This window comes from Brachybacterium zhongshanense (assembly GCF_055385755.1).
In genome coordinates this window covers 3,574,209-3,595,395 of the sequence record NZ_AP043790.1, presented here as the reverse complement: position 1 = coordinate 3,595,395, position 21,187 = coordinate 3,574,209, and the positions used below count along the sequence as shown (strand labels likewise).

At 71.6% G+C, this 21,187-nt stretch carries 18 protein-coding genes and 1 tRNA gene; 11 read left to right on the top strand and 8 right to left on the bottom strand.

The genetic code is table 11. From position 1 onward, the window contains the following. Positions 1–54: 54 nt before the first annotated feature. From ACZ5AJ_RS15895 to ACZ5AJ_RS15865, 7 genes are all read right to left on the bottom strand, one after another. The gene (locus tag ACZ5AJ_RS15895; protein WP_464136017.1) at positions 55–717 is read right to left on the bottom strand and encodes a nucleotidyl transferase AbiEii/AbiGii toxin family protein; all 663 of its coding nucleotides are present in this window, start codon (positions 715–717) and stop codon (positions 55–57) included. A 129-nt stretch (positions 718–846) separates the two neighbouring features. Next, the gene (locus tag ACZ5AJ_RS15890) at positions 847–1,134 is read right to left on the bottom strand and encodes a hypothetical protein (protein ID WP_464136016.1); all 288 of its coding nucleotides are present in this window, start codon (positions 1,132–1,134) and stop codon (positions 847–849) included. A gap of 47 nt (positions 1,135–1,181) precedes the next feature. Next, on the bottom strand, positions 1,182–2,087 hold the full coding sequence (locus tag ACZ5AJ_RS15885; RefSeq protein ID WP_464136015.1) for a type IV toxin-antitoxin system AbiEi family antitoxin domain-containing protein: 906 nt from the start codon (positions 2,085–2,087) through the stop codon (positions 1,182–1,184). A 101-nt stretch (positions 2,088–2,188) separates the two neighbouring features. Beyond that, on the bottom strand, positions 2,189–3,028 hold the full coding sequence (locus tag ACZ5AJ_RS15880) for an energy-coupling factor transporter transmembrane component T family protein (RefSeq protein ID WP_464136014.1): 840 nt from the start codon (positions 3,026–3,028) through the stop codon (positions 2,189–2,191). Then, a complete protein-coding gene (locus tag ACZ5AJ_RS15875; RefSeq protein ID WP_464136013.1) occupies positions 3,028–4,851 on the bottom strand; it encodes an ABC transporter ATP-binding protein in 1,824 nt (607 codons plus the stop codon). Before ACZ5AJ_RS15875 ends, ACZ5AJ_RS15880 begins: the two co-directional genes overlap by 1 nt. Positions 4,852–4,927: 76 nt before the next feature. Then, positions 4,928–5,959, bottom strand: coding sequence for a DUF8171 family membrane protein (locus tag ACZ5AJ_RS15870; RefSeq protein ID WP_464136012.1), 1,032 nt, complete (start codon positions 5,957–5,959; stop codon positions 4,928–4,930). Positions 5,960–6,029: 70 nt separating this feature from the next. Beyond that, positions 6,030–7,913 carry an HAD family hydrolase gene (locus ACZ5AJ_RS15865; RefSeq protein WP_464136011.1) on the bottom strand — a complete coding sequence of 628 codons (1,884 nt, stop codon included), beginning with the start codon at positions 7,911–7,913 and terminating at the stop codon, positions 6,030–6,032. Between the two features lie 194 nt (positions 7,914–8,107). On the opposite strand from ACZ5AJ_RS15865, the gene ACZ5AJ_RS15860 reads away from it, so the two are divergent. The 9 genes from ACZ5AJ_RS15860 to ACZ5AJ_RS15820 all read left to right on the top strand — a co-directional run bounded on the left by ACZ5AJ_RS15860 (position 8,108) and on the right by ACZ5AJ_RS15820 (position 16,313). Next, on the top strand, positions 8,108–9,124 hold the full coding sequence (locus ACZ5AJ_RS15860; protein WP_464136010.1) for a LacI family DNA-binding transcriptional regulator: 1,017 nt from the start codon (positions 8,108–8,110) through the stop codon (positions 9,122–9,124). A 188-nt stretch (positions 9,125–9,312) separates the two neighbouring features. Beyond that, positions 9,313–10,215, top strand: a complete 903-nt coding sequence (locus tag ACZ5AJ_RS15855) for an aliphatic sulfonate ABC transporter substrate-binding protein (protein WP_464136009.1) — start codon at positions 9,313–9,315, stop codon at positions 10,213–10,215. A 67-nt stretch (positions 10,216–10,282) separates the two neighbouring features. Continuing rightward, positions 10,283–10,367 (top strand) — tRNA-Ser (locus ACZ5AJ_RS15850). Positions 10,368–10,990: 623 nt separating this feature from the next. After that, on the top strand, positions 10,991–12,013 hold the full coding sequence (locus tag ACZ5AJ_RS15845) for a hypothetical protein (RefSeq protein ID WP_464136008.1): 1,023 nt from the start codon (positions 10,991–10,993) through the stop codon (positions 12,011–12,013). Between the two features lie 186 nt (positions 12,014–12,199). Beyond that, positions 12,200–13,234: a hypothetical protein gene (locus ACZ5AJ_RS15840; protein WP_464136007.1), complete on the top strand. Its 1,035-nt coding sequence runs from the start codon at positions 12,200–12,202 to the stop codon at positions 13,232–13,234. Continuing rightward, the gene (locus ACZ5AJ_RS15835) at positions 13,231–13,830 is read left to right on the top strand and encodes an OsmC family protein (protein WP_464136006.1); all 600 of its coding nucleotides are present in this window, start codon (positions 13,231–13,233) and stop codon (positions 13,828–13,830) included. Before ACZ5AJ_RS15840 ends, ACZ5AJ_RS15835 begins: the two co-directional genes overlap by 4 nt. 123 nt (positions 13,831–13,953) lie before the next feature. Continuing rightward, positions 13,954–14,685 carry a methionine ABC transporter ATP-binding protein gene (locus ACZ5AJ_RS15830; protein ID WP_464136005.1) on the top strand — a complete coding sequence of 244 codons (732 nt, stop codon included), beginning with the start codon at positions 13,954–13,956 and terminating at the stop codon, positions 14,683–14,685. Then, the gene (locus ACZ5AJ_RS15825; RefSeq protein ID WP_464136004.1) at positions 14,682–15,380 is read left to right on the top strand and encodes a methionine ABC transporter permease; all 699 of its coding nucleotides are present in this window, start codon (positions 14,682–14,684) and stop codon (positions 15,378–15,380) included. The genes ACZ5AJ_RS15830 and ACZ5AJ_RS15825 overlap by 4 nt, the downstream gene beginning before the upstream one ends. Before the next feature lie 39 nt (positions 15,381–15,419). After that, the gene (locus tag ACZ5AJ_RS15820; protein WP_464136003.1) at positions 15,420–16,313 is read left to right on the top strand and encodes a MetQ/NlpA family ABC transporter substrate-binding protein; all 894 of its coding nucleotides are present in this window, start codon (positions 15,420–15,422) and stop codon (positions 16,311–16,313) included. Positions 16,314–16,544: 231 nt separating this feature from the next. Here ACZ5AJ_RS15820 and ACZ5AJ_RS15815 read toward each other — a convergent pair whose 3' ends face one another. Continuing rightward, positions 16,545–18,698, bottom strand: coding sequence for a S9 family peptidase (locus ACZ5AJ_RS15815; protein ID WP_464136002.1), 2,154 nt, complete (start codon positions 18,696–18,698; stop codon positions 16,545–16,547). Between the two features lie 351 nt (positions 18,699–19,049). Here ACZ5AJ_RS15815 and ACZ5AJ_RS15810 point away from each other — a divergent pair, with 351 nt between their 5' ends. Continuing rightward, positions 19,050–20,258, top strand: coding sequence for an LLM class flavin-dependent oxidoreductase (locus tag ACZ5AJ_RS15810; RefSeq protein WP_464136001.1), 1,209 nt, complete (start codon positions 19,050–19,052; stop codon positions 20,256–20,258). Beyond that, positions 20,258–21,118 carry a CE1759 family FMN reductase gene (locus tag ACZ5AJ_RS15805; RefSeq protein WP_464136000.1) on the top strand — a complete coding sequence of 287 codons (861 nt, stop codon included), beginning with the start codon at positions 20,258–20,260 and terminating at the stop codon, positions 21,116–21,118. The genes ACZ5AJ_RS15810 and ACZ5AJ_RS15805 overlap by 1 nt, the downstream gene beginning before the upstream one ends. Positions 21,119–21,187 lie beyond the last annotated feature (69 nt).

Here is a 21,187-nt window from a genome sequence, read left to right as displayed (position 1 = left end):
TGCCTGCAAACTTTGGGACTCAGGCGTGACCTCACGGCCTCTCAGGGCTTGAGGTCACGCCTGAGTCCCTTTCTCAGCAGCCACCCCATCGGCCCACCCCACCATCACCTCCCAGCAGCCCCGGATCAGGCCACGAGGGCGGTGAGGGCCGCGGCGACCTGCGGGGTGGTCGCGACGTCTGCGACGCCGAAGAGGGGTCCACCCTCGCTCGGAGGGACGCCTCACCTCATCCCGCGCTGGATCGGACTGGTCGAGCCACCGCCGCCCTCTGGGATCCCACGTCCCCCGGGCGCGGCTACCGCCGAGTACAGGGTTGAGGCACTGCCCCGCAAAGGCGAGGGATGCTTCGAGCGGATGGAGATCCGCTGGGAAGCCTGCGAACCTGCGCGCTGCCACGGGGTAGTCCACGACCCAGGACGCGTGCGGCGGGCGGAGCTCCTCGGGCAGTTCGGGGATCCGGCGTCGCTGCTGCTCATGCCGAAGCATGGCCGTCAGCCTCACAGCGTCGATCTCGAGGTCACGAACGATGCGCACGAGGTCTGCGAGATCGCGGTAGCGCGTGGACCAAGGAGTCTGCTGCCGGTGGGTCTCGTACATCGCGCAGACCTTGTCGGCCGTGTGGTTCTCGACCGGGACGACGGGAATCCGGGGGAGATCCTCCAGAAACTCGTGCTCGATGACGGGATCGGGCTCGAGATGGTCGATCGGACCATCCACGTGCCGCCGCTGAGAGTGGTCGATCGTGAACTCGTCGAACGTGGCGCCACCGAGCAGAACAGTGATGCAGGCCTTCGCGGTCCTGATGCCGTATCCGTAGGGGTCGAGATGGTCATGGGGTTCGACGCGTCAGACGATGAAGGCGAAGGGATCGCCCACGTCCCGGCTGACGATCTCGTCGAGCTCGCCCTTCAGGTCCTCCTCGTCATCCCAGCCACGGGAACGCGAGAGATCGATGTCCTGGGTGAACCGGCCCCCTCCGGTGCGGATGATCAGCGCGTTCCCTCCGAGCACGAGCCAGCCGCCATCGTCGTCGCGGAAGAGCCGGCGGAAGAACAAGGAGAAGACGAACTGCTTGCGGAGCTCCGCAGCGGACGCATCACTCTGCGATGCTGCGGCCCGCAGACGCGCGTTCAAGGATGCCCTCAACGCCTGTGTGGTGCGGGGGACTCGCCCCTGAGCGCTCACTCCTGGCCCCTGTCCAGCGCGCCACCTGGGCGATCGTGCCCTGCATCGCGGGCACGAAGCTCGAGGACAGGATCGTCGACCTCCCGACTGCCGGGCCGGACCTGCTGGGAGAGCTCTTCGATGAAGTCCCCATCGAACGCAGACGCCATCTGCCGCACCATGACCCTGGCCAGCGCTCGAGATCCGGCGAAGTTCGCGGCCACCGCGGGCAGGCCCGCTCTCTCCAGACTGCCCTCCACGAGCGCGCTGCCGTCCTCGTATCCGTGTCGCGAGGCGACTGCGCCGAGGCGCCCGGCGAGAGCCGCAATGCGGACATCAGGCGAGGCCAGGGCGTCACGGATGATGCTCGCGAGATGGTCGAGATCGACCGCCGAACGTGCGAGGTCCTCCACCGTCCGTGGGATCGACGTCACGGGGAGCCCATCGACGATAGTCACGTCACCGGTCACGGCGGCACGGTGAAATCGCAGGTCGGGCTGGGTGGTCTGCCGACGCCTCGCCGAGGTGAGCTCGTGCAGCCGGGGGATCTCGTCGCCGAGACCGTGGACGGAGGCCGCCGAGACATGGGAGACGACGACCGCTTCATCTCCGTCGCCGTGGAGGCGCTCCTCAGCAAGCTGCCGTGCGTCCGTGGACAGCCAGGCTGCTCGCAGGTCCTGGAGGGGACCATGATCTGCAGACGGCAGGGCCCAGACTCCACGGCGGAGCTGGATGATGATGTGGCCGTCGCGAAGCCGGCCGAGTGTGACACGAGAGATCCCATGAGCCTCAGCCTGGCCGGTGGTCACCAGCCCCCATTGCGAGGAACCGAGCTCCTCGAGAGTCGCGATCGCGTCCACTGCACGCATCAGCCGCCCCCATTGCTCGTCTTGTAACAACTGGATGTTACTTCTCGAGCACATGACTCTTCAAGGGTTCATGGATGCTACCTGTCAGGCATCCTGCCCATCAGCTGTTGCCGAGGTCGTCGATCGGTCGGCGAACCGCCACAGCACCGCCGCTGTCAGGCCCCGAGGGCGGTGAGGGCGGCGGCGACCTGCGGGGCGGTCACGAAGATCGCGACGACGACCGCGGCGGTCGCGGCGACGACGGCGACGTCGAGGGCGGTGATGCGCAGGTGCGCGAGCCGCAGCCTGCGGCCGTCGGGGCTGTCGGAGCCGTAGGTGAAGCCGCGGGTCTCGAGGGCCTCCACGGTGGTGCGCACGTTCTTGGCGGTGTTCAGCATGATCGGATAGAACGCGGTGACCGCGAGGACGCACCACTGCAGCACCGTCCGCCAGCCGAACAGGCCCCGGCTCGCCGGTGGGGCGTGGCGCAGACGCTGGCCCTCGAACACGGTGACGTACTCGTCCACGAGGATCGGGAGCATCCGGTAGCCGTAGCTGACGCCGAAGGCGAGCAGCTCAGGGGCCCGCAGCGCGAGCAGCCCGTCGGAGAGCTTCTCCGGGTCGAGCGAGACGAAGGCCGCCATCGAGGCCATCGAGACGGCGCCGAGCTTGAGGTTCAGCTCCGCGAGCGCGACCAGGGTGCCGAGGTCGCCGCCGAACAGGACGGAGGCGAGGAACAGTCCCAGCACGTTCCCGCCGAGGCCGATGATGAACAGCCCCAGCACCAGCGGGCCGACCCTCGCCAGGGCGACGGAGGCGACGCCGAGCAGGAACAGGCCGATCAGCACCGGCACGTCGTGCGTGAGCCAGGGGGCGATCGCGAGGATCGCGTACCAGGCGATGACCATGCGCGGATCCATGCGGGCGAAGAGCCCGCCGCGGGTCGAGTAGGCGGTGCGCAGCAGCTCGAGGCGCACCCATTCGACGCTGAGGACGTCGTGGGTCGAGCGGGCCATCAGGACTCCTTCGAGGGACGGGTCGGCGCCGGATCCGGCGCCTGCTGCGGCAGCCGCAGACGGGCGCGGAGCTCGTCGGCGGTCAGCGGGATCGGGTCGAGGCCGAGGCCGCCGCCGATGCGCGCGGCCTGCGGCGGGGTGAGTCGGGCGACGGCGGTGAGGTCGGGGCGGGCGAAGAGCTCGCGCGGGGTCATGTCGGCGAGCACCCGGCCCTGGTCCAGCACGATGACGCGACTGGCCCAGGCGGCGACGAGGTCCATGTCGTGGGTGGCGACGACGGAGCATCGGACGCTGTCGGAGAGCGTGGCGAGCATGCCGGTGACGTCGTCGCGGGAGCGGATGTCGAGGCTCGAGGTGGGCTCGTCGAGCAGCAGCAGCCGCGGACGCATCGCCAGCCCGATCCCGATGGTGGCGCGGCGCTGCTGCCCGCCGGAGAGGGTGCGTCCGTCGCGCTCGGCGAGCGCGTCGAGGCCGACGCGGTCGATGACCTGGTCCACCAGCTGCTCGGCGTCGGGGACGCGGCGCCCGGTGGGGAACAGGGCGATGTCGGCCCGCACGGTGTCCTTGAGGAACATCCGCTGAGGATGCTGGTAGAGGTAGGAGACGTGGTCCGCGAGGCGGGCCGCGGAGCGCGAGCGGGTGTCGACGCCGTCGACGACGACGGTGCCGCGTCGGGGCACGATGAGCCCGGTCAGCAGCTTCATGAGGGTGGACTTGCCGGCGCCGTTGGTGCCGACCAGGGCGATCCGCTCGCCGTCGCGCAGGTCGAGGTCGAGGTCGACGAGGACCGGCGCGAGATCCCCGCGGACCGTCCGGTAGCCGTGGTGGACGCCCTGCAGGGAGGCCACCGGCTCCCCCGCCGCGCGCTCGTCCGCCGCGCGCTCGCCCGTCGGCGCGGCTCCGTCGGCCGACGCAGGGCGGTCCGGCTCGCGGGCCAGCAGGTGCGGGCGCAGCACCCGCACCGCGTCGTCGACGTCGAGGGCGACGGGGTCGGCGCCGACGGCGGCGGTCAGGGAGACGGCGTCGGGCGCGGGGATGCCGTGGGCGACGAGATCGTCGTGGCGGTCCATGGCCTCCTGCACGGGAAGATGCCAGACGGGGGCGCCGTCGGCCATGAGCACGACGCTGCGGGCGAACTCGGCGACGAACTCGGCGTGGTGCTCGATGGTGATGATCGTGATGCCGAGGCTCTCGTTGAGCTCCCGCAGGCGCCGGTAGATCTCGCGGGCGCGAGCGGGGTCGAGCTCGGCGACGGGCTCGTCGACCACGATCACCTCGGGCCGCAGCGCGAGGACGGCGGCGAGCGCGACCAGATGCGCCTGCCCGCCGCTGAGCTGCCAGACGAAGGTGTCGCGCAGGTGGGAGATGCCGAGCGCGGCGAGGGCCTCGTCGGTGCGCTCGCGATGGTCGGCGTGACCGAAGTTCAGCGGCCCGAAGGCGACCTCGTCGCGGACCGTCGGCCGCACCAGCTGGTTCTGGAAGTCCTGGTACACGTAGCCGACCCGGCGTGACAGCTGCGCGACCGTCGAGTCCCAGGTGTCGACGCCGTCGACGTGGACGCTGCCGGCGAAGTCGCCGTTCCAGTAGTGGGGCACGAGCCCGTTGAAGGTCTTGCACAGGGTGGTCTTGGCGGAGCCGTTCCCACCGATCACCGCGACGAAGTCCCCGCGGTCGATGGTGAGGTCGACGTTGCGCAGGGTGTCGCGGTCCGTCCCGGGATAGCGGAAGGACAGGTCCTTCACGACGATCACGGGATCGGGCCGCGCCGGCTCCGTCGGCAGGACGGCGGGTGCCGCGGCGGTGATCGGGGGAACGGTGTGCACGATGGCTCCTGGTGTGCGAGGGGGATGACGAGAGGGCCGGGGCCGTCCGGGATACCGGGACGGCCCCGGCCCGTGCTCAGGAGAGCTCGGCTCCGGCTCCGGCTCCGGTCTTCTCGGCGTCGGTCTTCTCGGCGCTGCGGGACAGGCGGAACAGCAGCACGGCGACGACCAGCACGACCGCGATCGCCGCCACGGACACGAGCAGGAACCCGCTGCCGAAGCGGTCGATGAAGTCCGGCTCCCAGGCCCCGGCGGAGAGGTCGAAGGCCTCGAGGAAGGCGAAGCCGAAGGACGCGACCGACAGCAGCAGGGCGACGGCGACGAACAGCGGGGTGCGCGGGGCGGTACCGGGGATCGGCTCGCCGGGGACCCTCGGACGCATGCCCATCAGGGGCTCGATCCTCCCGTGGAGGGCGGGGATCAGCCACATGGCCGGCAGCGCCCCGAGCAGGATCCCGCTCATGACCACGTCGACTCCCAGACCGATCGCCTCGAGCGCGAGCATCGACTGGGGCAGTCCCTCGACGAGCTCGGCGTCCTCGACCCCGATCCACACCTTGGACAGGTCGACGACGGCGGAGAGCACCTTGTCGATCAGCACCAGCACGATCGCGCCGACGACGATCTGCGGGCGGCTGCGGGGATTGCGGATCAGGGAGCCGGCGACGAACACGGCCAGGAACATCTGCAGGAAGCCCTCGACCTCGGCGAGGCCGGAGAAGTCGCCCATCAGCAGGTCGGTGAAGACGATCTCGCCGAGCGGAGCTCCGAGCGCGGCCCAGAACGGCGAGAACAGGGCGGCCATGGTCAGTGGCACGAACACCATGTAGGCGACGGAGACGTCGACCGGGCCGACGGACAGGTCGGGGATGATCTCGAGGATGATGTTCGACAGTCCGAACAGGGACATGGACAGCACGAACACCATCAGCTTCTGCGAGGTGGACAGCTCGAGGCGGCGCACGCCGTCGACGGTGCCGCGGAGGGTTCCGCGGCGCACATCGCCCGACGACGGCTGCGAGGGCTGCGCTGACTGCGCCGGCTGCGAGGGCTGCGGGGTCTGGGTGGGCTGCGGGGTCTGGGTGGGCTGCGGGGTCTGGGTGGTCATGGGGATGCTCCTTCGGGTGGTGGTGCTCGAGAGGTGCGGTCGGTCGGGGAAGCGTGAGGAGGCTCGAGGCTCAGCCGGCGGCGGTGTCGGCGCAGGTGCCGGCGTCGGCCGGGAGGAGGGCGGAGAGCACGTCGATGACCTGGGCGGGCCCGTCGAGGACGTGGTCGGCGAGACCGTCGCGGAGGGCGGCGGCGAGCTCGTCGTCACCGTCCTTGCCGCCGCGCAGCAAGCAGACGGTGCCGATCCCGGCGTCCTTGCCGCCGCGTCCGTCGTTGAGGACCTTGTCGCCGACGTAGACGACGTCGGCGCGGTCGGTCTCGAGTCCGCCGAGGGCGGCCTCGAAGATCGCACGACCGGGCTTGCGGACGCCGATCTCGTCGGAGTAGGCGGCCGGGCCGATCGCCTCGGTCAGCCCGTAGCCCTCGAGGATCTCCCGCACGCCGGCACCGGAGATCGTGTTCGAGACGATGCCGACGACGATCCCCCGCTCCCGGCACCAGCGGATCAGCTCGAGCGCCCCGGACCGCGGCGCGGGACGCGACTTCGCCCGGTGCAGGGCGAGGGACAGCCGCGGCGCCTCGATCCGCAGGGCGGCCCGCAGCGGGACGGGCAGGTCGGCTCCGATCAGGTCGCCCCACAGCACGGCCGGATCGACCTCGGCGTGCACGGATGCGCCGTGGGCGCCGACGTCCCCGGCGCGCTTGCGGGCGCGGTGCCGCTCCCAGCCGTCGGCGAGCGCGCGCTCCGCGGTCCGCTGGTCGACGGGCGATCCGATCCGTTCGGACAGCTCCACGATCAGAGCCCCCACCTCGCGGTCGCGATCGGGGTTCGGCTGCGAGGCGGTGATGACGCCGCCGTGGTCGAGCAGAAGGGCCGGCATCCTGGACGCGTCGATCGGAGCCGTGACGCGCGTCGGCGACGTCCGAGCTGCAGCAGGCCCGTCGGCAGCAGTACGGTCGGCAGCAGTCCCGCCGTCGGCCGACCTGCCGAGCGCCTCGCGCAGCGGGGCCAGCAGCTCCTCCGGGGTCTCGAGCACCAGGTCGGGCCGGTCGGCGACGGCGAAGGGCGGGGCGTCGGTGCGCCGGTCACGGGTGATGACGACGGCGCCGGCCCCGGCGCGCCGACCGGCGGCCACATCCCGATCGAGGGTGTCGCCCACGTACCAGCAGTCGGCGGGGTCGACGCCGAGCGCCTCCGCCGCACGACGGATCATCCCCGGGTGGGGCTTGCGGATGCCGACCTCGTCGGAGTACACCTGCACGCCGAAGCTGTCCTCGAGGCCCTCGGCGGCGAGGATGCCGCGATGCGCACGGCCCGAATGCGCGTTGGAGACGATCGCCAGGCGCACGCCCTGCTCGCGGCATGCGGCCAGCAGCTCCGGCACGCCCGGACGCACATGATGGTCGGCGACCAGGACGGCCATCCGGGCCAGCAGATCGCCGGCGTCCAGGGCGAGGGCCCGGCGCACGGGGTCCGGCAGGTCGGCCAGCAGGAAGTCGGCGACGATCTCGCGGGAGCCGAGCTCTCGCGGCTCGCGGCGCCGCGAGGCGGCGTCCTTCCACAGCGAGAGGGCCGTGCGACCGGCCCGCACGGAGGCCTCCACCTCGCGCGCATCCAGGGGGATCTGCAGCGCTGCGGCGCGATGCACGATCTCGGCCGACAGCTCCCGCGCCCAGCCAGCCCGCGAGGTCGTGGAGACGACCACTCCCCCGAAGTCCAGCAGCAGGGCGCGCGGCGCGGGCAGCGGCATCCGGGCGTCGGTGCCGGCCGACGCATCGGCCGTCGCGCCGCGCTGCGAGCCGGCGGGCTGGCGCGCCGTCGTGCCGACGATCGCGCCGACGGTCGGACCGGCAGGCTGACCGGCAGTCTGGCCGGCGGTCTGGCCGACGGTCGGGCTGGCAGTCGGCTCGACGGTCGTCGGCGTCTGCTCGACGGTGCGGGGAACGGTCGTCACGTCTCTCCTCGGCTCTCGGTGTCGGCCCGGCAGCCCCCTTCGCGGGGTGCCCAGCGGCCGCATCGCCCACGCTAGGAGCCGCCCGCGGGCACCCGGTGAACACCCGGTGAACCATCCGCCACGCAGGGGCGAGAACTCCTGAAAGTCTTCAGACATCCAGGTCAGAACATATTTCGCGGTGCTGTGATGGTCTGGTGGCCAGCCCCCGCTCCCGTTCCCGCTCCCGCTCCCGTCCGACGCTCGCCGACGTCGCCCATGCCGCCGACGTCTCCCCGGCCTCTGCCTCCATGGCCCTGAACGACCGGCCCGGCGTCGGAGCCGAGACCCGCCGGCGGGTCCTCGCCGCCGCCCGCGAGCTCGGCTACGGCCGCCACCGGCGCGGGCGCGGCACCGGTCTGATCGGCGTGCTCCCCACCGATCTCGGGAACCCGTACCACACCGACGTCATCGCGGGGATCGAGCAGTATGCCGACACGGTCGGCCTCGGCGTCGTGATCGCGCACGGCCGACGCGACGCCAGCCATCTCGAGCGCGGGCTGCAGCGTCTGCTGGACCTCGGCGTCGACGGCGTCATCGCCGTGACCAGCTGGCTGGACCCGGAAGCCCTCGAACGGGCCGCGCTGACGGTCCCGACGGTCGTCATCGGCCGCATGCAGGACGAGGTCCCGGGCGCCGACCATCTGCGCAGCCGCGACGAGGCGGGCGCAGCGCTGGCCGTGCGCCATCTCATCGAGGAGGGGCATCGCCGTCTCGCGCACGTCACGCTCTCCTCGCGGCCGGGCCCGGCGATGCGCCGCACAGGATTCCTCGCCGAGGCCGCGCGGCTGGGGCTGGGCGACCGGGTGCGGGTGATCGGTCCGCAGCAGGCCGACGAGGGGATCGATCTGCTGCTGCGCTCCGTGCGCCGCGGCGACCCCGATGCCCCGACGGCGGTGTTCGCGGCGAACGACATCGCCGCCGTGCGGGTGCTGCATCGCGCCTCGGACCTGGGGGTTGCGGTGCCGGAGCGCCTGAGCGTCGTCGGATACGACAGCTCCGCCGTCGCGCAGACCGTCCGCCCGCCCCTGACCAGCGTGAACCAGCCCCGTGCCGACATGGGGCGCCTCGCCGCGCAGATGATCCGCGAGCGCCTCGAGGGACGCACCCGCGACACCGTGAGCCAGGTCGAGCCCGTGCTGCACGTGCGCTCCTCCACCGCGCCGCCCGCATAGGGCAGGACGCGACCCGACAGCGCGGTCATCCTTCGTCACAGTGGTGGCCAGACCTCCGCATCGGCCTTACGTTTGCTTATGTCCGACCAAAGCGGTCGGAGTACTGAGGAATGAGACAGGGTCTGCGTCCGGCGCCGAGAACCGGTGGCCGCACGGGCCCTCCCGCTCCCCGAGAGAGGACCCCGCCGATGACCTCCCCCACCCGGCGCACCGCGTCGCCCCGGCACTCCGCACCCGCCGCACGCACGACGCCCGGCCAGCTCGCCACGCCCACCCGGCGCGCGATGCCCACCCGGCGCGCGATGCTCGGCGGCACCGCGCTCTCCGCGGGCGCGGCGCTGATGGCGCTGAGCGGATGCGCGTCGGCGACGTCGTCGGCCGCCGAGTACTCGACGGATGAGCCGCTGCCGAGCGGGGACCCGTCGGCCGAAACCAGCCTGCGGATCGCCGGGATCTCCACCCAGTTGCAGATCGAGGCCGCGGGCGAGGAGATCGAGCCGCTCGACTTCACGGTCGCCGAGTGGATCAACGTCGGCGCAGGTCCCGACGTGATCCAGGCGTTCCGCGCCGAGTCGCTGGACGTCGCGGGCAACGCGATCCTGCCGCCGATCCAGGCGCATGCGATCGGCTTCGACGCCCGGGTCGTGGCCGTCCTCGAGCGTCACTCCCGCCTCAGCGAGGGCGATCACCATGTTCTCGACGCATCTGGCGGCCTGTGCGGTGACATCTCCCGGTGCTGTCACCCGGCCCTGCTTGTCGAGAGGACAGGCTCCGGCGAGGACCACCAGCCGCGCCGGCGGCTCGACCGAGGCGGAGTAGGCATAGGGCACCTGGTCGTGCAGGAGCTGGGTCCGGTTCAGGGTCACGGCGCTTCGGGGCACTTCTCCGCCTTCGAGGTCGGGTCGGTCATCGGACGGCGCGGAATGGCGCGGGGCAGCGCCGGTGCACGGAGAACGTCGGCGTCGTCGGCCGGTCCGACGGAAGTCTCGCACGCGACGGGGCGGTCGTCCGGGGCGAGACCGGTCCCCGAGGACGAGCCCGCACGGCGTCGGCGGCGAGCACCACGAGCGGCGCACGGCCCGCGAGTGTGACGTGGGCCCGCCCGGTTCGCGCCGACCTGCATGGTCAGGTACGCTAGCTCTTGCTCTTACGAGCGCTGGAGGATTCGCCTAGCGGCCTATGGCGCACGCCTGGAACGCGTGTTGGGTTAACGCCCTCGGGGGTTCAAATCCCCCATCCTCCGCCGATCGAAGCCCCCTGGTCACCCAGGGGGCTTCGTCGTTCCCTGGCTCCCGTGGACTCGATCATCCGGCGCGATGCCCCTCCGCCTCCCCGGCACCCGACCCGTCCCACCGGGTCGAAGCATCGGCGCACCCGCATCGGCGGCGTCCACCGCGGCGAGCGGACCCTGACCCCGGACACTCCCTGACCGGTCGTCTGTTTCTCCCCGCGGCCTGCACCGATATATCCTTCGTCCACACAGCCCCGCGGAGAGTGCGGCATCGGCCGACGCGGTCGGGGACTGGACAGGAGGGCGGCATGCCGAGGCCGGAGTCGAGCGGGGACGGACAGCGCCCCTCGCAGCCGCCGCGGCCCGCGTCGCCGGAGCCCTACTCCTGGCAGAGACCGAGGCCCGGGCACGGTCAGGCGCAGTACAGCGCCGGCTCGCCGTCGGCCCAGCCATCGCCGTCGACCGGCCTGCCTCCCGAGACGCGCAGCGGATCGGACGGCCCCGGGGGACCCCCGCCTTCCGGCGGACCCGCAGGCATCGGACCGGAGGGCCGAGGACCAGGCCCAGGCCCAGGACCAGGGCCAGGACAGTGGCCACAGCTGGGGCCCGGATCACCGCGCCGACCGTGGGCGCTGATGGCGGTGGCGGCGAGCTGCGTCGTCGCCCTGGTGGTCGTGCTCGGCCTCGGCGTCGGCGCCTACCTGCTCCTGGGGCGCGACGGTCGGGCGACCGCCTCGCCCACCGCCTCCGAGCCCGTCACCGAGGACCCGGACTCGGGCGCCGGCTCGTCGACGGGCGACTCCGGCAGCAGCACAGCCGACCCCGAGTCCGGCGAACCGGACTCGAGCGGGAGCGCCGAGCCGGCCGGTTCCACCTCGACCTTCGAGGTCGTCTCGCCGACCGACGAGATCCCCGGATCGGCCGACGACCTGCGCGAGGTGATGCGGACGAACCCGCTGACCACCGGGACCTTCACCACCATCCCCGAATGCGAGCTGCCCGGCACGCCCGTCGAGGCGTCGGTCGACGAGCTGCAGACGACGCTCAGCGCCGCCGGCCACTGCCTCGACCAGGTGTGGGCGAACGTCAGCTCCGACCGGAACCTCCCGTGGACGAGCCCGCGGATCGTCGTCTACGACTGGCCGGACATCCCCGACTCGGCCTGCGACCCGGACTCCTTCGAGGAGGACCTGCCGCGCGCATGCACCCTCGACTCCACGATCTACTGGCCGCGCGGCTACGGCATCACACCGATCCTGGCACTGTCCGGCGAGCTCGACGACGAGGACGAGATCTCCTCGTCGTACCTGTGGGACCTGTCGTACATGTACATGACCGTCGTGATGTGGAACAGCTCCGTCGGCACCTACTACCAGAGCCTGCTGGTCGCGCTCGGGGACGACACCGACGCCCAGGACGAGGCCTGGCGCCGCTACAGCCTGCAGGCGACCTGCCTGGCATCCGCAGCGATCCTGGAGGTCCCCGAGGCCCAGCGGCCCTCCCAGGAGGTCCGCGACATCCTGCAGGACCCCGAGAGCTGGAACGACACCGCCGTGACGGCCGGGGCCCGCACCCACTGGATCACCGCCGGCTTCGGCTCCGACGGCGAGCTGGCCGTCTGCAACACCTGGGAGGCCCCGGGCGACCAGGTGATCTGAGCACCGGATGCCGCCTGCATCGTCGCGCTGGGCATCGTTGCGGAACGGTCTCGACCGCCTGCTCCGCGCCGCGCGCGGCTATCCTGCCTCGAGCACGGCATCGCAGGCGACGGGCATCGCGGACGACGAGCATCGCGCCGCCGGCGAGGCCGGTGACGCAGCACGGCGATCAGCACGGGGGAGCGCATGACCACGCCAGGACACGGGAACCGGAGCCAGCCTCCGCGGAAGGCGCCGTGGGCGATGATCGCCATCGCCTGCGGGTGCGTGGCCGCGCTCCTGCTGGTCATCGTGCTGGGCGCGGGCGCGTACTTCCTCATCTTCCGAGACGGCGACGCGCCGACCACGGGCACTGCCTCCACGACCTCGTCGGCCTCCGATCCGGAGACCCCGTCGGGGAGCACCTCGGTCACCCCTGCCGAACCCACCACGGACTTCGAGGTGATCGAGGCCTGGGAGACCCCGTCGGGCGATGCCGAGGATCTCGCCGAGGTCCTGCGCACGAGCCCCCTGGTCACCGGATCGATCTCAGGACCCGGTTCGTGCGAGCTGCCGGAGACCCCCGTCGACCCGACCGCCGAGCAGATGCAGGCCACCCTGGACGCCGCGTCGTCGTGCCTGAACGGCGTGTGGGCGACCGCCAGCTCCGACCGGGGCCTGCCGTGGTCCAGCCCGACCGTCGTCGTCTACGAATGGCCGGACATCCCCGCCTCCGCCGCCTGCGAGACGGAGTCCTTCGCGGAGGACTCCGCGCGGGTCTGCTTCCTGGACGAGACCATCTACTGGCCGCTCGGCTTCGGAGCCGCCGAGGAGGCCGCGGTCGCCGCGGTCACCACCGACCCCGCCGACCGCTCGACGATGGTGCTGTGGGAGCTCGCCTACTCGTACTCCCTGGTCGCCTACTGGAACAGCTCGGTCGCGTTCTACTACTCGACCCTCGTGCAGACGTACGAGGACGCCGGCGAGAACGAGAAGGTCGAGGACGCCGATCGGCGCCTCGTCCTCTCCCGCGCCTGCCTCGCCTCCGCCACCAGCCAGATCCTGCCCGAGTCCGCCCGCGTGCCCGCAGAGCTCCAGGAGCTCCTCATCGATCCCGCCACCTGGACCGACACCGACGTGACCGCCGGGGCATGGGCGCATTGGATCGAGGTCGGCTTCGGGTCCGACGGCGATCTCTCGGCGTGCAGCACCTGGGATCCCGACGCGGAGGATGTGCGATGACGCCTCGCCCCCACTACACGGCCCGCGCGACCAACCGCGGCGGCACCTCCGGGGAGGTCCGCGCCGAGGGCCGGCCGACGCTCCCGACCGGTGGCCCCTCCCCCGACGCCGATGGCTTCAACCCCGAGCAGCTGCTCGCGATGGCCTGGTCGACCTGCCTGAACGAGACCCTGCGGACGATCCTGCGCGAACGCCGTCGGGCTGCAGGCGCGCTCGAGGCCGACGCACCGGCGGGCTCAGGCGCGTCGGGGGGCGCAAGCGCGTCGGCAGCTGCGCTCGAGGCGGGCGAGCCGGAGGTGACCGTCGAGGTCGCGCTCGAGTCGGATCCCGCCGGAGGCTTCCGCTTCATCCCCCGCGCCCGCGTGCACATCCCCGGCCTGGACCCCGAGTCGACGCGCGAGCTCGCGCTCGCGGCCCACGCCCGCTGCCCGGTCTCGAAGCTGCTCACGGGAGCGGGCGATCATCCCGTCGAGGCGGCCGAGCAGCCCAGCGCCGCCGAGCAGCCCAGCGCCGCCGAGGAACCCAGCGCGACCGAGCAGCCCGGCGCGGGCGAGCAGCCCGGCGCGACGGACGGGCCACCGGCGCCGTCGGCCTGAACGGGTTCTGCCTGAACGAGTGAGGTCGCCCACCGGGCGGTCCATCGCGCACTCCCCGTCCCTAGGATCGAGAGGGCATCCTCGCCCGGCCGACGACCGGGCTCCTGATCCCCGCGAGGTCCGATGATCCAGTTCGACGGCGTCTCCAAGACCTATCGCCAGGGCCGTTCCGTCGTGACTGCACTGGACGGCATCGATCTCACGATCCGGGACGGCGAGATGTTCGGGGTGGTCGGCGAGAGCGGCTCCGGCAAGTCCACCCTGCTGCGGCTCGTGAACCACCTCGAGGCACCGTCCGCCGGGACGGTCACGGTCGACGGCATCGACCTCGCCGCCCTGCCCGAGCGGCAGCGCCGCATCCGCCGACGCAGCATCGGCATGGTCTTCCAGAGCTTCAACCTGCTGGCCAACTCCACCGTCGCCGAGAACGTCGCCATGCCGCTGCGCCTCCAGGGCCGACGCGACCGCGCCCGGGTCGCCCAGATGCTCGACTTCGTGAACATGAGCGCACGCAGCGCCCAGCATCCCAGCCGTCTCTCCGGCGGCGAGAAGCAGCGCGTCGCGATCGCCCGAGCGCTCGTCACCCGCCCCTCCATCCTGCTGTGCGACGAGCCGACGTCGGCCCTCGACGCCCACCACACCGACGAGGTCATGACCACGCTGCGCACCGTCCATGAGGAGCTCGGCACGACGATCCTGCTGGTCAGCCACGAGCTGGAGGTCATCAAGTCCTCCTGCGACCGTGCGGCCGTGCTCGAGGGCGGCCGTCTCGTCGGCCTCACCGACGTCACCGCCCCGCCCCCGCGCGAGCGCACCGGCTCCTACGCCCAGCGCGCCACGGAGTACCTCGCATGACCGGCCTCCAGATCTGGCTCTCCTCCCTCCTCGACCAGCTCGCCGAGTACCGCGGCGAGATCGTCACCGCGATCTGGGAGACAGCGATCATGCTCGGCAACTCCCTGATCGCCGCGATCCTGATCGGTCTGCCGATCGGCACCCTCATCTACCTCACCCGCCCCGGCGGGCCCTACGAGCGCCCCGGTCTGCGCGCGGCCCTGAACACGTACGTGAACGTCGTGCGCTCCGTGCCGTTCCTGCTGTTCGTCGTCGCGATGATCCCCTTCACGCGCTGGCTGGTGGGCACGAGCTTCGGCACGACGGCGGCCTCCGTGCCCCTCGCCTTCGTCGCCGTCGCCCTGTACGCCCGCTTCGCCGAGCAGACCCTGCTGGACGTCCCCGAGCAGACCATCGAGCTCGCCCGCTCCCTCGGCGCCGGTCCCGCGCAGCTCGTGCTGCGCTTCCTCTACCCCGAGGCCCGCTCCGGTCTGGTGCTGAGCCTGACCACGGTCACCATCAGCATGATCTCCTACTCGACGATCATGGGCGTGGTCGGCGGCGGGGGCGTCGGCGACTTCGCGATCCGCTACGGCTACCAGACCTACGAGTACGAGCTGATGTACGCGACGATCGCGATCATGGTCGTCTGCGTGATGCTCATCCAGGGCGCCGGCACCCTCCTCGCCCGCCTCCTCGACCACCGCACCCGATAGCCGACCCCGGCGGCCTCCTCACCGAAAGAGCAGATCCCCATGACGCAGTCCGCACCCCGCCCCTCCGCCCTCACCCGCCGAGGTGCTCTCACCCGCCGAGGTGCTCTCGCCGCCCTCGGCACCGGCGGCGCGACCCTGCTGGTCGCCGCCTGCGGCACCGGCACGGGCGGCTCCGGCGGCGACGGCGGATCCGGTGCCTCCTCCGACGACCGGGTCATCAAGGTCGCCTCGCACATGACCCCGATGACCGACGTCGTCGAGCTCGCCGGCGAGGTCGCCGCAGCCGACGGCTGGACCGTCGAGCTCGTCCAGGTCAGCGACAACGTCCAGTACAACCGTCTGCTGGCCGACGGCGAGGTCGACGCGAACTTCGCCCAGCACGAGCCCTTCATGCAGACCTTCAACGAGGAGAACGACGCCGACCTCGTGAAGGTCCAGGCGATCTACGACGCCAAGGTCGGCTTCTACTCCAAGGCCTACGACACCGTCGACCAGATCCCCGACGGCGCGAAGGTCGCCATCCCCAACGACGTCTCCAACGAGGGCCGCGCTCTGGCCATCCTCGACGAGCAGGGCCTGATCACCCTGCCCGACGACGCCGGCTTCGAGGGCCGCGTCAACGACATCGTCGACAACCCCCTCAGCCTCGAGTTCGTGCAGATCGATCTGCTGAACCTCTCCTCCGCCTACGACGAGGACGGCATCGCGCTGGTCTACAACTACCCGACCTACATCGCCAAGGTCGGGCTGACCCCCGCGGATGCTCTGCTCCTCGAGGAGACCGTGGACCAGCGCTTTGCGATCTCCCTGGTCGCCCGCGAAGACAACGTCGACTCGGAGAAGATCCAGGCCCTCAAGGCCGCGATGACCAGCGACGAGGTCCGCTCCTTCCTCGAGGACGAGCACAGCGACACCCTGATCCCGTCGTTCTGATCCAGCACCGAGCAACTGACAGCGATCGGCAGGCCCGACAGAGATCGGCAGCTGCGGCACAGATCGGCAGGTGCGGCACGAATCGGTAGGTATGGCACAGATCGGTAGCTGAGAAGCATCTCCCCCGCATAGAACAGGGCACCTGCTTCTCAGCTACCGATTGCTGACACCACCCCGGCCCGATCAGCCCGGCCCGACCCGGTCAAGCCAGACCCGGCTCGGAGCCGCTGGTCAGCCGAGGGTTGCGGGTGCTGTCCAGTCCTCGCCGCGGACGTGCTGGTCGAGGAAGCCGAGGAAGGTCTCATACCAGACCTGGGCGTTGCCGCGGCCGAGGATCCAGTGGCCCTCATCGGGGAAGTACAGGTAGCGGTGCTGGGTGCGGCCCTCGGCGTCGCGCGGGGTCGCTGAGAACTCGTGCAGGTCGTACCAGAGGGCGTGGCCCTGGGAGATCGGCACGCGGTAGTCCTTGTCCCCGTGGATGACGAGCATCGGCACGACGATGTCGCCCACGAAGTCCCTCGGGTTGAAGCGCCGGTTCTGCTCTCGCATCGGACGCTCCCAGCCGGAGTTGTCGGTGGTGCGGCCCATCGAGTCGGTGTCCCACAGGGAGGCATGGGTGACGATGCAGCGGAAGCGGTCGCCGGTGTGCCCCGCGACCCAGTTCGCCATGTAGCCGCCGTAGGAGCCGCCGGCGAAGGCGGTGCGCTCGGCATCGATGTCCGCACGGGCGACGGTCGCATCGGTGAGCGCCATGATGTCGGTGAAGGGTGCCCCGCCGAGCTCATGCTGGCCGCGGTCGATCATGGACTGTCCGTAACCGGTGGAGATCGCCGGGTCCGGGAGCAGCACGGCGTAACCGGCCGCGACGAAGGGGTTCGGGTTCCACCGGTAGGTCCAGGCGTTCCAGGATCCCCAGGGCCCGCCGTGGGCGAAGACAACCAGCGGATGCGGGCCCTCACCCTCGGGCAGGCGCAGCCATGCCCGCAGAGCGGTGCCGTCCTCCGCGGTGGCGGCGACCTCGGTGAGGGTGCCGGCCTGGGCGACCTCGGCAGCGGGATTCGGAAGCTGCTCGACGGTGCCGCCTGTGCCGACAGCGCCGGCAGCGCCGCCGGTGCCGCCTGTGCTGACAGCGCCGCCGGTGCCGCCTGCGCTGCCGCCGTCGGCGCCCGCGAGTGCGACCCGCACGGGATGCGGGGCGACGGCGATGCCGGAGGCTGCCGCGATCACGGCGCCGTCGGCGACGGAGACGCCCGAGAAGGAGAGGTCCTGCTCGGGCCCGCCGGCGAGCAGGCGCGGGGCGGCGTCGTCGGCCCCGCCGACCCAGAGCGCGCCGCGGCCGTGGTCGTCGCTCGCGGCCACGAGGGTGTCATCGTCGGCCCAGACGGGGTCGATCCAGTGGTCGAGCTCGGGCCAGAGACGACGGGACTCGAAGGTCGCGAGGTCGAGGATCTCGATGCTCGAAGCGAGCGACTGGGTCCGCGTCCAGACGTGCTCGCGGGAGAGCAGGACGCGGGATCCGTCGGGGCTGAACTCGCCAGGATGGAACTCGATCTCCTCGCTCGCGTCGCGGATCAGGCGAGGCTCCGTGCCGCCGACGAGGTCGACGAGGTACACGCGCGGGACCCCGAGCCGCGAGTCGAGGGAGTCGTTCATGGCGACGAGGGCGCGCTCGCCCTTGCGGTCGGCGCTCCAGTGGTTCAGGCGCCCCGGCGGCAGCTCGACGTGGCGGAAGTGCAGCACCTGCTCGTGGCGCTTCTTCTCGTCGGCATCGGATCCGCCGTCGGCCGATGCCTTCTTCTGCGAAGGCTCGGGCGTGGCCTCGGCGGAGAAGACGTCCTCGGGGAGCTCGGGGAGCTCGGCCACGGCGAGGACGGGGCGGGACGGACCGAGATCGTGATCCCAGTAGCGGGTCGGGAAGCCGCTGTGGAGGGCGGCGCTGACCTTGGCCTTCTCGCGCTTGCCGGTGAGCTCGGCATGCTCGGTCTCGTCGGCGGCCTGGGAGTGCACGTCGATCTCGACGACGAGCCGTCCCTCGCCCAGATGGAGGGCGTTGAAGCCACCGGGCCGGGAGGCGAGCTCGCGCGCCTCGCCGCGAACCGGGAGCGCCCACAGCTGGGCGTCGTCGGCGCTCTCGCCGTCCTCGCCCACGCGCTTCGACGTGAAGTAGGTGGTCCCGTCCTCGGCGAGGGCGACGGCGCCGACGGACGCGCTGCCGCGCGTGAGCGGCGCGACGGTGCCGCCGTCGATCTCGACGAGCGAGGTGCGGTAGGCGGTGCCGTCGGCGTCGGGGCTCTGGATGGAGGCGACGATGCGGCCGCCGGGCGTGGTGGTGATGCCGACCAGACGGGTCGCGTCCAGCAGGTCGGCGATGCTCCTGTGCGTCATGGTCATCCATACTGCCACCGGGCTGAAGCGCTCGAGCGGCGTGGGCCGAGACGATATCGGGACGTGATGGGGTGCCCGCGGCATCGGCTCGCGACCCGCGCACCCGCACCCCATGCACCCGCACCCCAGCACCCGCACCCATGCACCGGCACTCCACACGCCCGTTCCATGCGCCCGCTCCCGGAGGCCAGCTCCGCGCGACCGCCCCTGCCCACGCTCCGTGTGACCGCCGAGACGTCCGGGCCGCCCGAGGCTTGCCAAGCGGACCAAAGTAGTTTAATTTCGAACTATTAGTCGGACGGACGTCTCGAGACCCGACCGGCGGCACAGCGACGAGCACCAGGAGCGGTCATGCAGTTCGGAATCTTCACCATCGCCGACATCACCCCGGACCCCACGACGGGCCGGATCCCCACCGAGAACGAGCGTCTGAGGTCGATGGTCGCGCAGGCGAAGCTCGCCGAGGAAGTGGGCCTGGACGTCTTCGCGATCGGCGAGCACCACAACCCGCCGTTCGTGACCTCCTCCCCCACCACGACCCTCGCCTACATCGGCGCGCAGACCGAGCGGATCATCCTCTCGACCGCGACCACGCTGATCACCACCAACGACCCGGTGAAGATCGCGGAGGACTATGCGATGCTGCAGCACCTGACCGGCGGACGCGTCGACCTCGTGATGGGCCGCGGCAACACCGGCCCCGTCTATCCGTGGTTCGGCCAGGACATCCGCAAGGGCGTCGAGATCGCCGTCGAGAACTACGACCTCCTGCATCGCCTCTGGCGCGAGGACGTCGTGAACTGGGAGGGGCAGTTCCGCACTCCGCTGCAGCAGTTCACCTCGACCCCGCGTCCGCTCGATGGGGTGGCCCCCTTCGTCTGGCACGGCTCGATCCGCTCCCCGCAGATCGCCGAGCAGGCCGCCTACTACGGCGACGGCTTCCTGCACAACAACATCTTCTGGCCCATGAGCCACACGAAGCAGATGGTGCAGCTGTACCGCGAGCGCTTCGAGCACTACGGCCACGGGACGGCGGCGCAGGCGATCGTCGGCCTCGGCGGCCAGGCGTTCATGCGCAGGAACTCGCAGGACGCCGTGAAGGAGTTCCGTCCGTACTTCGACAGCGCCCCCGTCTACGGCGGCGGACCGTCGATGGAGGACTTCACCCGGGCCACGCCGCTGACCGTCGGCTCACCCGAGCAGGTCGTCGAGCGCTATCTGACGATGGCCGACCACGTGGGCGACTACCAGCGCCAGATGTTCCTCATGGACCACGCCGGCCTGCCGGAGAAGACGGTCATGGAGCAGATCGAGCTGCTGGGCACGGAGGTCGTCCCGGTCCTGCGCCGCGAGCTCGACGCCCGCCGTCCGGCCGACGTGCCCGACGCCCCGACCCACGCCTCGCTGGTCGCGGCGGCCGAGGCCGAGCGCGGCGCCTTCGACCCCAGCTACCGTTTCGAGACCGGTGACAACTGGACGGGCCTGCGCGCGGAGGATGCGCGCGGACGCAGCGCCCGCCCCGAGGCGGCAGACCACGCCGAGAAGGAGACGACCCTCTGATGACTTCGAGCACCCCTCCGACCTCGAGCACCTCGTCGGCCCCGAGCACCTCGTCGGCCTCGCCGATCCGCCTCGTGGTGATCACCGCGGGGCTCTCCACCCCGAGCTCCACCCGTATGCTCGCCGACCAGCTGGCGCTCGCCGTGCGCGACCGGCTGACCGGCACGACGGCCGGACCGCGTTCCGCCGCGGCAGGCAGGGCAGCGGCTGCGGCCGGCGGCGGAGAGGCTCCTGCGGCCGACGGCGGGTCAGCGCCCGAGGTCGAGATCCGCACGATCGAGCTGCGCGAGATCGCCCACGAGATCACCGACATGATGCTCACCCGGTTCCCCGGCGAGCGCATGGCGCAGGCGATCGACGCGATCCGCGCCTCGGACGCGGTCATCGCCGTCACGCCGATCTTCAACGTCGGCGCGTCGGGCCTGTTCAAGTCCTTCGTGGACGCCCTGGACAAGGATCTGTGGGCGGGCCGCCCGGTCCTGATCGGTGCGACGGCCGGCACCGCCCGCCACTCGCTGGCCATCGACTTCGCGCTCCGACCGCTGTTCGCCTACCTGCACGCGGAGGTCGCCTCGACGGCCGTCTTCGCCGCCTCCTCGGACTTCGGCGCCGCCGCGGGACAGGCCGACGAGCAGCCGCTCGCCGACCGCATCCGACGCGCCGCCGGCGAGCTCGCCGATCTGATCCTGGCCCGGCGCAAGGACCTCGCCCTCGCATCCGCCGCGCCTCGCGAGGACGCCCGGCGTGATCCCGACTCCGATCCCGCCTCCGGTCCCGATGCCGGTCCCGAAGAGCCTGCCAGCACCCTGGATCCCGAGTTCGCCGACTTCGTGCCGATGGGGACGCTCCTCAAGCACTGACGGCCCCGCTCGAGCACCGACCCGATCATCAGCAGCCCAGCCCTGCCGCCTTGCCCGGTCCTCGCCCCG

What these genes read in the sequence shown, in the direction of transcription:
- ACZ5AJ_RS15840 (WP_464136007.1), top strand. Translation starts at nt 12,200, where the DNA reads ATGACCACGCCAGGACACGGGAACCGGAGCCAGCCTCCGCGGAAGGCG.
- ACZ5AJ_RS15815 (WP_464136002.1), bottom strand. Translation starts at nt 18,698, where the DNA reads ATGACGCACAGGAGCATCGCCGACCTGCTGGACGCGACCCGTCTGGTC.
- ACZ5AJ_RS15870 (WP_464136012.1), bottom strand. Translation starts at nt 5,959, where the DNA reads ATGACCACCCAGACCCCGCAGCCCACCCAGACCCCGCAGCCCACCCAG.
- ACZ5AJ_RS15835 (WP_464136006.1), top strand. Translation starts at nt 13,231, where the DNA reads ATGACGCCTCGCCCCCACTACACGGCCCGCGCGACCAACCGCGGCGGC.
- ACZ5AJ_RS15855 (WP_464136009.1), top strand. Translation starts at nt 9,313, where the DNA reads ATGACCTCCCCCACCCGGCGCACCGCGTCGCCCCGGCACTCCGCACCC.
- ACZ5AJ_RS15805 (WP_464136000.1), top strand. Translation starts at nt 20,258, where the DNA reads ATGACTTCGAGCACCCCTCCGACCTCGAGCACCTCGTCGGCCCCGAGC.
- ACZ5AJ_RS15810 (WP_464136001.1), top strand. Translation starts at nt 19,050, where the DNA reads ATGCAGTTCGGAATCTTCACCATCGCCGACATCACCCCGGACCCCACG.
- ACZ5AJ_RS15825 (WP_464136004.1), top strand. Translation starts at nt 14,682, where the DNA reads ATGACCGGCCTCCAGATCTGGCTCTCCTCCCTCCTCGACCAGCTCGCC.
- ACZ5AJ_RS15880 (WP_464136014.1), bottom strand. Translation starts at nt 3,028, where the DNA reads ATGGCCCGCTCGACCCACGACGTCCTCAGCGTCGAATGGGTGCGCCTC.
- ACZ5AJ_RS15845 (WP_464136008.1), top strand. Translation starts at nt 10,991, where the DNA reads ATGGCGGTGGCGGCGAGCTGCGTCGTCGCCCTGGTGGTCGTGCTCGGC.
- ACZ5AJ_RS15820 (WP_464136003.1), top strand. Translation starts at nt 15,420, where the DNA reads ATGACGCAGTCCGCACCCCGCCCCTCCGCCCTCACCCGCCGAGGTGCT.
- ACZ5AJ_RS15885 (WP_464136015.1), bottom strand. Translation starts at nt 2,087, where the DNA reads ATGTGCTCGAGAAGTAACATCCAGTTGTTACAAGACGAGCAATGGGGG.
- ACZ5AJ_RS15830 (WP_464136005.1), top strand. Translation starts at nt 13,954, where the DNA reads ATGATCCAGTTCGACGGCGTCTCCAAGACCTATCGCCAGGGCCGTTCC.